The sequence below is a fragment of the Brenneria populi genome (genome assembly GCF_036016195.1).
Classification (GTDB): Bacteria; Pseudomonadota; Gammaproteobacteria; order Enterobacterales; family Enterobacteriaceae; genus Brenneria; species Brenneria populi.
Window position 1 is genome coordinate 17005 of the sequence record NZ_JAYWTM010000028.1, and the last position, 10529, is coordinate 27533.

9 protein-coding genes are annotated in these 10529 nt (G+C 57.1%); 6 read left to right on the top strand and 3 right to left on the bottom strand.

All coding sequences use genetic code 11. From position 1 onward, the window contains the following. On the bottom strand, positions 1-489 hold the full coding sequence (gene rfaH / locus VSX58_RS19615) for a transcription/translation regulatory transformer protein RfaH (RefSeq protein WP_327619569.1): 489 nt from the start codon (positions 487-489) through the stop codon (positions 1-3). 197 nt (positions 490-686) lie between these two features. Here rfaH and ubiD point away from each other — a divergent pair, with 197 nt between their 5' ends. Together ubiD and fre are read left to right on the top strand one after the other, a co-directional pair. Beyond that, a complete protein-coding gene (ubiD, locus tag VSX58_RS19620) occupies positions 687-2183 on the top strand; it encodes a 4-hydroxy-3-polyprenylbenzoate decarboxylase (RefSeq protein WP_327619570.1) in 1497 nt (498 codons plus the stop codon). A 51-nt stretch (positions 2184-2234) separates the two neighbouring features. Next, positions 2235-2936: an NAD(P)H-flavin reductase gene (fre, locus tag VSX58_RS19625; protein ID WP_327619571.1), complete on the top strand. Its 702-nt coding sequence runs from the start codon at positions 2235-2237 to the stop codon at positions 2934-2936. A 29-nt stretch (positions 2937-2965) separates the two neighbouring features. Here fre and fadA read toward each other — a convergent pair whose 3' ends face one another. Both fadA and fadB read right to left on the bottom strand, forming a co-directional pair. Next, positions 2966-4129 carry an acetyl-CoA C-acyltransferase FadA gene (gene fadA / locus VSX58_RS19630; protein ID WP_327619572.1) on the bottom strand — a complete coding sequence of 388 codons (1164 nt, stop codon included), beginning with the start codon at positions 4127-4129 and terminating at the stop codon, positions 2966-2968. Between the two features lie 11 nt (positions 4130-4140). Continuing rightward, complete coding sequence (gene fadB / locus VSX58_RS19635) at positions 4141-6330, bottom strand: fatty acid oxidation complex subunit alpha FadB (RefSeq protein ID WP_327619573.1); 2190 nt, start codon at positions 6328-6330, stop codon at positions 4141-4143. A 184-nt stretch (positions 6331-6514) separates the two neighbouring features. On the opposite strand from fadB, the gene pepQ reads away from it, so the two are divergent. Genes pepQ through hemG form a run of 4 tightly spaced genes read left to right on the top strand, consistent with a single transcriptional unit; the run spans position 6515 to position 10512 of the window. Beyond that, positions 6515-7846, top strand: coding sequence for a Xaa-Pro dipeptidase (gene pepQ / locus VSX58_RS19640; protein WP_327619574.1), 1332 nt, complete (start codon positions 6515-6517; stop codon positions 7844-7846). Further along, positions 7846-8460, top strand: coding sequence for an IMPACT family protein (locus tag VSX58_RS19645; protein ID WP_327619575.1), 615 nt, complete (start codon positions 7846-7848; stop codon positions 8458-8460). The genes pepQ and VSX58_RS19645 overlap by 1 nt, the downstream gene beginning before the upstream one ends. 41 nt (positions 8461-8501) lie before the next feature. Then, positions 8502-9953, top strand: a complete 1452-nt coding sequence (trkH, locus tag VSX58_RS19650) for a Trk system potassium transporter TrkH (protein WP_327619576.1) — start codon at positions 8502-8504, stop codon at positions 9951-9953. 19 nt (positions 9954-9972) lie between these two features. Continuing rightward, the gene (gene hemG / locus VSX58_RS19655) at positions 9973-10512 is read left to right on the top strand and encodes a menaquinone-dependent protoporphyrinogen IX dehydrogenase (protein ID WP_327619577.1); all 540 of its coding nucleotides are present in this window, start codon (positions 9973-9975) and stop codon (positions 10510-10512) included. Positions 10513-10529: the final 17 nt, after the last annotated feature.

The following is a 10529-nucleotide window of genomic DNA, read 5'->3' on the forward strand; positions in this document are numbered from 1 at the left end:
CTATATTTTCTGGAATTGACGGTTATCAATGCTTTGGCGGACCTGCTTATTGAGCAGATTCAGCAGCAGCATGGAGCGGGCTTCCCCATCCGGCTCGGTATAGATGGCCTGCAGGCCGGTGAAAATCCCATCCGTGATCGTCACTTCATCGCCCGGCTGCGGCGTTTGCGGATCGGTAATGCCTTCCGGCGGATACTGCAGCAGATCGTCGATCACCTGCTGGGGGATGACTGCGGGGGAAAGGCCGAAGCGCACAAAATTGCTCACCCCGCGCGTGGCGCTGATGGTGGTGGTATGGATGCGTTCGGGATCGAACTCTACAAACAGATAATTTGGAAACAGCGGCTCACAGACCTCGGTACGTTTGCCTCGTATGATTTTATCCAGCGTAATCATCGGCGTTAAGCAAGCAACATCCTGGCGCTCTAAATGTTCTTTCGCCCGCAGCAGTTGACCACGCTTACAATATAGTAAATACCAAGCTTCCATAATTTTGCAGACTTATGATTCCGGTGGGTAAGCATAGCAAAAGCGGGCCGGGATAAAAACGTCCGTAAGAAATTTCTGACATCGGTTAAGGCGATCCGAAAATCGCGGGCGGAGCGTCCGCCGGACAAAATAGCGGTACTAAGAAGCGACAGGCCGCGGAAGAGACTTTATAATAGCCAGTTCCATAAACGGCCCCGATGATCAGCATGAAATATCGTGATTTACGCGAATTCCTCTCGCTGCTGGAAGAGAGGGGGGAATTAAAACGTATTAGCCAGCTTGTCGATCCCCATCTTGAAATGACGGAAATAGCCGACCGCACCCTGCGCGCGGACGGCCCTGCGCTGCTGTTTGAAAACCCGAAAGGTTACGACATGCCGGTGTTGTGCAATCTGTTCGGCACGGCAAAACGCGTCGCCATGGGCATGGGGCAGGAGGAGGTCGGCGCGTTGCGCGATGTCGGCAAGCTGCTGGCTTTTCTTAAAGAGCCCGAGCCGCCGAAAGGGTTCCGCGATCTGGTGGATAAAATGCCTAAGTTCCGCCAGGTATTGAATATGCCGACGAAACGCCTGTCTTCCGCTCCCTGTCAGGAACAGGTGTGGCGGGACGAAGAGGTCGATTTACGCCGGATACCGATAATGCACTGCTGGCCGGAGGACGCCGCGCCGCTGGTGACCTGGGGACTGACGGTGAGCCGCGGGCCGCATAAGGAACGCCAGAATCTGGGGATCTACCGGCAGCAGCTGCTGGGCAAGAACAAGCTGATTATGCGCTGGCTGTCGCACCGCGGCGGCGCGCTGGATTTTCAGGAGTGGCGTCAGGCGCATCCGGGGCAGCGCTTCCCGGTTTCCGTGGCCCTGGGCGCCGACCCGGCCACGCTTTTGGCCGCGGTTACGCCGGTTCCCGACACATTATCCGAATATGCTTTCGCCGGCCTGCTGCGCGGCCATAAAACCGCGGTTGTGAAGTGCCTGTCTAACGATCTGGAAGTGCCGGCCAGCGCGGAAATCATACTGGAAGGCTATATCGAGCCGGATGAAACGGCGCCGGAGGGACCTTACGGGGATCATACCGGTTACTACAATGAGGTCGACCGTTTCCCGGTCTTTACGGTGACGCATGTCACCCAGCGGCGCGACGCGATTTATCACTCCACGTATACCGGGCGTCCGCCGGATGAGCCCGCCGTGCTGGGCGTCGCGCTCAACGAGGTTTTCGTGCCGATTTTGCAAAAGCAGTTTCCGGAGATCGTCGATTTTTATTTGCCGCCGGAGGGTTGCTCTTATCGTCTGGCGATCGTTACCATGAAAAAACAATATGCCGGTCACGCCAAACGCGTCATGATGGGCGTTTGGTCTTTTTTACGGCAGTTTATGTACACCAAATTTGTTATTGTCTGTGACGATGACGTTAACGCCCGTGACTGGAAAGATGTTATCTGGGCGATCACCACGCGGATGGATCCGGCGCGGGATACCGTACTCGTGGAGAATACGCCGATAGATTATCTGGATTTCGCCTCGCCGGTTTCCGGTTTGGGTTCCAAAATGGGGCTGGACGCCACCAATAAATGGCCGGGCGAAACGCAGCGCGAGTGGGGGCGTCCGATCAAAAAAGATCCTCAGGTATGCGCGCGCGTTGACGCCATATGGGATGAACTCGCCATTTTCAGCGACAGAGAACCCCGGCGCTAACCTGCTGTCGCTCTGTTCCCAGTTTTGCTTTATGACCCTACGAGGGAATGCATGACAACATTGAGCTGTAACGTGACCTTGGTAGAAGCAATAACCGATACGGTTTATCGGGTTCGTTTATTACCGGAGGCGCCGTTTTCGTTTCGCGCCGGTCAGTATCTGATGGTCGTCATGGACGAGCGGGATAAGCGTCCTTTCTCCATGGCGTCCACGCCGATGGAGACCCATTTTATTGAACTGCATATCGGCGCTTCTGAGCTGAATCTATACGCTATGGCGGTCATGGAGCGGATTCTGCAGGAGAAAACGCTGACGGTGGATATTCCGCATGGCGAAGCGTGGCTGCGCGAAGAGAGCGCGCGTCCGCTGGTGTTGATTGCCGGCGGCACCGGTTTTTCGTATGCGCGCTCGATTTTGCTTACGGCGCTGGCTCAACGGCCGGAGCGCCACGTCGCCATCTACTGGGGCGGACGGGAAAGCAAACACCTCTACGACCTCGGCGAACTGGAGGCGTTGGCGACGCAGTATGCCAATTTGCAGGTGATCCCGGTGGTTGAGCAACCGGAGGAGGGCTGGCGCGGCCGGACCGGCACCGTATTAAGCGCGGTGCTGCAGGATTATGGTTCATTAGCCGAGCATGATATCTATATCGCCGGGCGCTTTGAAATGGCGAAAATCGCGCGCGAACTCTTCTGCAATGAGCGCGGCGCCTCGTCGGCCCACATGTTCAGCGATGCGTTTTCGTTTATCTAATAAAAACTCCCGCTGACGCTCCGCTAGCGTTACGGGCGCTCAAATATGGTTGCGATTCCCTGTCCCATGCCGATACACATCGTCGCGATGCCGAACTGTACGTCGCGGCTTTCCATCAGATGAATCAGCGTGGTGGCGATCCGCGCGCCGGAGCACCCCAGCGGGTGGCCGAGCGCGATGGCGCCGCCGTTGAGGTTGACCTTCTCTTCCATTTCATCCAGCAGCCCCAGCCCCTTAATGCAAGGGAGCGTTTGCGCGGCAAAAGCCTCATTGATCTCGAAAAGGCCGATATCCGTAAGGCTTAGCCCCGCGCGCTTCAGCGCTTTTTGGGTGGCGGGGACGGGGCCGTACCCCATGTCGCAAGGTTCGCAACCGACGGCGGCCATGGCGCGGATGCGCGCCCGTATGGGGAGCCCCAGCGCGGATGCGCGCGATGCGCTCATGATGAGCATCGCCGCCGCGCCGTCGGAAAGCGCGGAAGAACTGCCGGCGGTCACGGTGCCGTTAACGGGATCAAACGCCGGCTTGAGGGCGGAAAGGGCGGAGATGCTGGTTTCCGGACGAATCACTTCGTCCTCGTCAATGCGCCGTAACGCGCCATCGGCGTCATGTCCGAACGTCGGGACCACCTCATGACGAAAGGCGCCGGACTTCGTCGCTTTATCGGCGCGTCGGTGGGATCGCGCGGCAAACCGATCCTGCATTTCACGGCTGATGCCGTGCCTGCGGGCCAGCATCTCGGCGGTCAGCCCCATCGCGCTCGACGCCCTGGCGATGGTGCGGCCGAGCCCGGGGTGAAAATCCGCGCCGTGGCTCATCGGCACATGGCCCATATGCTCCACGCCGCCGATTAAGCAGACCTGCGCATCGTCAGCCATAATCGCGCGCGCCGCATCATGCAGCGCTTGCATTGACGAACCGCATAGTCGGTTTACGGTGACGGCGGGAACGGTCGCGGGAATTTCCGCCAATAAGGCCGCGTTGCGGGCGATATTGAAGCCCTGTTCGAGCGTTTGTTGTACGCAGCCCCAGTAAATATCGTCAATCTCGCCGGCTTCCAGCACGGCGTTTCTGTCGAGCAGGGCGCGCATCAGATGGGCGGAGAGCGCTTCGGCGCGCACCTGACGGAACACCCCGCCTTTGGAACGGCCCATCGGCGTGCGGACGGCATCAACGATAACGACATCTTCCATATTTTTTTACCTTACGCCGATTGTTGTTGCGGAATATCCGCGCGCGGCGCGACGGGCGGATAGTAACTGCCGTGGCGCGCGGCCTTCTGCTTCAGCCCTTCGGGAACCTGATAGATAGGCCCGAGATGCGCCAGCCGTCGCGCCGTTTCGACATAATGCGCGCTGCCCTGGGTATCCAGATAACGGCAGGCGCCGCCGCGGAACGGCGGAAAACCGAGTCCGTAAACCAGCGCGGTATCCGCTTCCGCCGGACTCGCGATAATGTCCTCTTCCAGGCAGCGCGCTACTTCGTTAATCATCGGAATCATCAATCGGGCGATGATCTCCTCGGCGCTGAAACTGCTTTGAGGCCGGTTGACGGCGGCCAACAGGCTAGCGATGCCCTCATCCCGCTCTTTACGCGGTTTTCCTTTGTCGTCCGTCTGATAGCGGTAGAATCCCAGCCCGCTTTTCTGACCGAAGCGCCGTTGTTCGAACAGGATGTCGATGGCGTCGCGATACTCTTTTCCCATCCGCTGAGGAAAGCCTTCGGCCATCACCGCCTGCGCATGGCGTGCGGTATCGATGCCGACCACATCCAGTAAATAGGCCGGACCCATTGGCCAGCCAAACTGTTTTTCCATGACGCTGTCGATTTGGTAAAAATCGGCGCCGTCTCGTATCAACATGTTGAAGGCGGAAAAATAGGGCAGCAGCACCCGATTAACGAAGAAACCAGGGCAGTCATTGACCACAATCGGGGTTTTCCCCATTTTGGCGGCATAGGCCACGACACGGGCGATGGTGCTATCGTCAGTTTGCGGGCCGCGAATCACCTCCACCAGCGGCATCCGGTGAACCGGATTAAAAAAGTGCATACCGCAGAAGTTTTGCGGCCGTTTTAACGACGACGCAAGGCGGGCGATAGGAATGGCGGACGTATTTGATGCCAGTACCGCGCGCGCGCCGATCCGGTTTTCGGTTTCGGCCAGTACGCGGGCCTTTACCTGCGGATTTTCAACCACGGCTTCAACGACGATATCGGCGCGCTCGAATCCGGCATAGTCCAGCGTGGGATGGATATTGGCCAGAATTTCCGCCATTTTCATGCCGTCCAGCTTGCCGCGCGCCATTTGCTGGTTCAGCCGTTTCGCCGCTTCATTCATGCCTATCGCCAGCGCTTTTTCATCAATGTCTTTCATTCTGATGGGCACGCCGGTAAAGGCGGATTGATAGGCGATACCTCCTCCCATAATGCCCGCGCCCAGGACGGCCGCCTGTACCGGCGGCTGGATGTTCCCGGCGATTTTTTTCGCTTTGCCTTTGACATACTGCTCATTAAGAAAAACGCCCACCAATGCGCGGGCGGTATCCGAGCGCGCCAGGGGCACGAAGTTTTCTGTTTCAAGCCGCAACGCCGCATCGCGTTTCATCGCCGCGGCGGCTTCGATGGTTTTTACCGCGGTTATGGGCGCCGGATAGCGCTCGCCCGCCGTTTGCAACACCATGGCCTTGGCGGCGGCGAAGCACATCGCCGCCTCAAGATGGCTGAGCCTGAGCGCCTCAAGCTTGGGGCGACGATAGGCATGCCGGTCCAGCGTGCCGGCAATGGCTTGCTTCAGTATGCGAACGGCGGCGGGGAGCAGTTTTTCGCTGCTGACGACGCTTTGCACCAGGCCGGCTTTTAATGCCTGCTCCGCGCCGATCTCTTTGCCGGCGATAATCATCTCCAGCGCGCCGTCCGCGCCCAGTAACCGGGGCAGCCGCACCGTTCCGCCGAATCCCGGCATGATGCCAAGCCTGGTTTCCGGCAGACCGATGCGGGCATCGGCCGCGGCAATACGGAAATCGGTCGCCAGCGCGCATTCGCAGCCGCCCCCCAGCGCATAGCCGTTAAGCGCGGAAATCGTGGGTACGGGCAGGTCTTCCAGACGATTCAAAATGTCGTTGGCGAAGGCTATCCATGCGCCAAGTTTGTCCGCCGGCGCTGCAAACAGTGAGAGGAACTCGGTGATATCGGCGCCGACGATAAAGGATGGCTTATCTGAACGTAATAACAGGCCTGTGAGTCCCGGCTGTGTCGCCAGTACGTCCAACGCGCGCCCCAGGCTGACTAGCGTGCGGGTATCCAGCTTGTTGACGGAGCCCGGCGCGGCAAAAACCAGTTCGGCAATGCCGTCTTCAAGCCAATTGAGATGCAGCGTATCGCCCTGATAAAGCATGTCGGTCTCCGCATTCAGATGAATTGCCTGGTATGACCAGATGAGTTAATTGTGGTCAAGATGTTAAATTTTTGCAAACGAGGGATTAATTTATTGCCGGGGCGATCACAAAGTCCCCGGCGCTGTCGCGGCGTGGCGGCTGTGTTAAAATGAAGGAATCGCGCAGTGACAAACAGGGATATCCATGGAAAAGCTGGCTTCTTTATATCACCATCATCTGATTACGTTACAGCAACGCACGCAGGCTATTCTGGCGCGACACCAGCTTGACGCATTATTGATTCACTCCGGTGAATTACTGACGGTATTCCTGGACGATCACGACTACCCCTTTAAAGTTAATCCCCAGTTCAAAGCCTGGGTGCCGGTTACGCAGGTGCCGAATTGCTGGCTATGGGTGGACGGCGTCAACCCGCCGAAGCTCTGGTTCTATTCGCCGGTGGACTACTGGCATAGCGTAGCGCCCATGCCGGAAAGTTTCTGGACGGATGAGGTGGAAATCCTGGCTCTGCATCATGCCGATGAGATCGACAAACAGCTTCCGGCCCGGCGCCGGCGCGTCGCTTATCTCGGCTACGCTCCGCAAAGGGCTCTGGCGCTGGGTATCGATGCGACAAACATTAATCCCCAGGGCGTGCTCGATTACCTCCATTACCATCGCGCCTATAAGACGGACTATGAGCTAGCCTGCATGCGCGAGGCGCAGAAAACCGCGGTTGTCGGCCATCGCGCCGCGCACGAGGCTTTTCTGTCCGGCATGAGCGAGTTCGATATTAATCTGGCCTACCTGACCGCTACCGGCCACCGCGATAGCGACGTGCCTTATGACAACATTGTGGCGCTCAATGAACATGCCGCGGTGCTGCATTACACCCGTTTGGATCATCAGCCTCCGTCGGAGGCGCGTAGCTTCCTGATTGATGCCGGCGCCGAATATAATGGCTATGCGGCCGATTTAACCCGTACCTATTCAGCGCAGAGCGATAACGCGTTTGCCGCGCTGGTAAAAGATCTGAATCAGGAACAGTTGGCGCTTATCGATACCATCCAGCCCGGAGTACGCTACACCGACTACCATATTCAAATGCATCAGCGTATCGCCAGGCTGTTGACATCGCATCAGCTGATTCATGACATTAGCGAAGAGGCTATGGTGGAGAACGGCCTGACCGGCCCTTTCCTGCCGCACGGGCTGGGGCATCTGCTGGGGTTGCAGGTGCATGATGTCGCCGGTTTTATGCAGGACGATCGGGGGACGCATCTGGCCGCGCCGCCGCAATACCCCTATTTGCGCTGCACCCGAATACTTGAGCCTGGAATGGTGCTGACTATCGAACCCGGTATCTATTTTATCGATTCGCTGCTGGAACCTTGGCGCACCGGTCAATTCAGCCGCCATTTTGACTGGGAGAAGATTGATGCGCTAAAACCCTTCGGCGGTATCCGCATTGAAGATAATATCGTCATCCATGCGCAGCGGGTTGAAAATATGACGCGCGATCGGAATCTGTCCTGATGCAGGCCTATCCGGTACCCGCCGCGCCGGTCAGCGTGAGCGAGGAGATCAAGAAAAGCCGTTTTATCACGCTGCTGGCGCCGACAAATGGCATCGATGCGGCGAAGGGTTTTGTCCAGCAGACCAAAAAGCAGCACCCCGCGGCAAGGCATCATTGCTGGGCCTATGTCGCCGGAGCGCCTGACGACTCCCGGCAGCTTGGATTTTCCGATGACGGCGAGCCTTCGGGAACTGCCGGTAAACCGATGCTGGCGCAGCTGATGGGGAGCGGTATCGGCGAAATTACCGCCGTCGTGGTGCGTTATTACGGCGGCATCGAACTGGGAACCGGCGGGCTGGTGAAGGCCTATGGCGGCGGCGTCCAGCAGGCGCTGAAAGCGATATCGCTGCGTGAGAAAGTCTTGCAGAAAGAGTACGGTCTGCGGTGCGATTATGCATTATTGCCCCAGGTTGAATCGCTGATATGCCATCTCGGCGGCCAGATTCTGCGCTGCGACTACGGGGCGGAGGTGACGATAAGCTTATCTATTCCCCTCAGGGAGGTGGATGAAGCGGCCGTGAGACTGCGGGATATCAGCCGTGGTTCGTTGCAATTATCGCCGGTTTTACCATAATCCCAACGCTGTTTTATGAATCATTTAAGGAATTCTTTGCAATGCATCTGCGCGCCATAACCCGTATTGTGGGCCTGCTGGTTATCCTTTTCTCCGGAACCATGTTTATCCCAGGACTGGTGGCCTTGATCTATCGAGACGGCGCCGGACGGGCTTTCACCCAAACTTTTCTGGTCGCACTGACCATCGGCGTTATGCTCTGGCTGCCAAACCGCAAACAGAAGCATGAGTTGAAATCCCGCGAGGGGTTTCTGATCGTCGTATTATTCTGGACGGTGCTGGGCAGCGTGGGGGCGCTTCCCTTTCTCTTCGCGGAACACCCGAATCTCGGCGTGACCGACGCCTTTTTTGAGTCCTTCTCCGGATTGACCACGACGGGGGCAACGACGCTGGTGGGGCTGGATTCGTTGCCCAAAGCCATTCTTTTTTATCGGCAAATGCTGCAATGGCTCGGCGGCATGGGGATCATCGTTCTGGCCGTGGCGATCCTGCCTATCCTGGGCGTCGGGGGAATGCAGCTTTACCGTGCCGAAATGCCGGGGCCGCTGAAAGATAATAAAATGCGCCCCAGAATCGCCGATACGGCGAAAACGCTATGGTTGATCTATGCGATGCTTACCGTGGCGTGTGCGGTTGCTCTTTGGCTGGCGGGTATGCCCGTTTTTGACGCCATCGGCCATAGCTTTTCGACGGTCGCGGTCGGTGGGTTTTCCACCCATGACGCCAGCATCGGCTATTTTAACAACCCGACGATTAATACCATCGTCGCCGTGTTTCTACTGATCTCCGGCTGTAATTTCGGTCTGCACTTCGCGGTACTGAGCGGACGCAGTATCAAGGTTTACTGGCGCGACCCCGAATTCCGCATGTTTATTTTTGTTCAGATGTCGCTGGTTGCGGTATGCACCCTGGTGCTGTGGTTTCACAATATCTATGCCACAGGCATGCAGACGCTCAATCAGGCCTTCTTCCAGGTGGTGTCGATGGCGACAACGGCGGGCTTTACCACGGATAGTATCGCTTCCTGGCCGCTTTTCTTGCCGGTGCTGCTGCTGTGCTCCGCATTTATCGGCGGATGCGCGGGGTCAACCGGGGGCGGACTGAAAGTGATCCGCATCCTGCTGCTTTTCCTGCAAGGCTCGCGTGAATTGAAAAGATTGGTTCATCCTAACGCGGTATACACCATAAAGTTAGGGCATCGGGCGCTGCCGGAGCGGATACTGGAAGCGGTTTGGGGGTTCTTTTCCGCCTACGCGCTGGTTTTTATCGTCAGCATGCTGGCCGTTATCGCCACCGGGGTGGATGACTTCTCCGCTTTTGCCGCCGTCGCCGCGACGCTGAATAATTTGGGGCCGGGGCTGGGCGTTGTCGCGGACAACTTTACCTCGATGAATGATGCGGCAAAGTGGATATTGATTCTGACAATGTTATTCGGACGTTTAGAGGTGTTTACTCTTTTAGTCTTGTTTACGCCGACGTTCTGGCGGGAATAAAACAGGCGGATATAGTGCAATGAAAGCGTTGATATTATTTTCCAGTAAGGATGGGCAGACGCGAGAGATCGCCTCTTATATCGCCAACGCGTTAAAAGGAACGTTGGAGTGCGATGTTATTAGCTTGCTCAGCGCGGGTGAGATCGATCTGACTAAATACGATCGGATCCTGATCGGCGCGTCGGTGCGGTACGGACGTTTTAATCCGGCGGTGAATGTGTTTATTCAGCGCCATCTGACGCGTTTACGGCAGATACCCAGCGCGTTTTTTTCCGTCAATCTCACCGCCCGAAAACCAGAAAAGCGTACGTTACAGACCAACGCCTATACGCGTAAATTTCTGTTGAATTCGCCGTGGGAGCCCGATTTGTGCGGCGTATTCGCCGGCGCACTGCGTTATCCGCGCTATCGGTGGTTCGATCGCATTATGATTCAACTGATTATGCATATGACCGGTGGAGAAACCGATAGCAGCAAAGAAGTTGAATACACCGACTGGGGGCTGGTGGCGCGCTTTGCTCATGAATTTGGGCAATTAACGCTTAAAAAGAGCGTATAGCGCTGACTTTTCCCGCG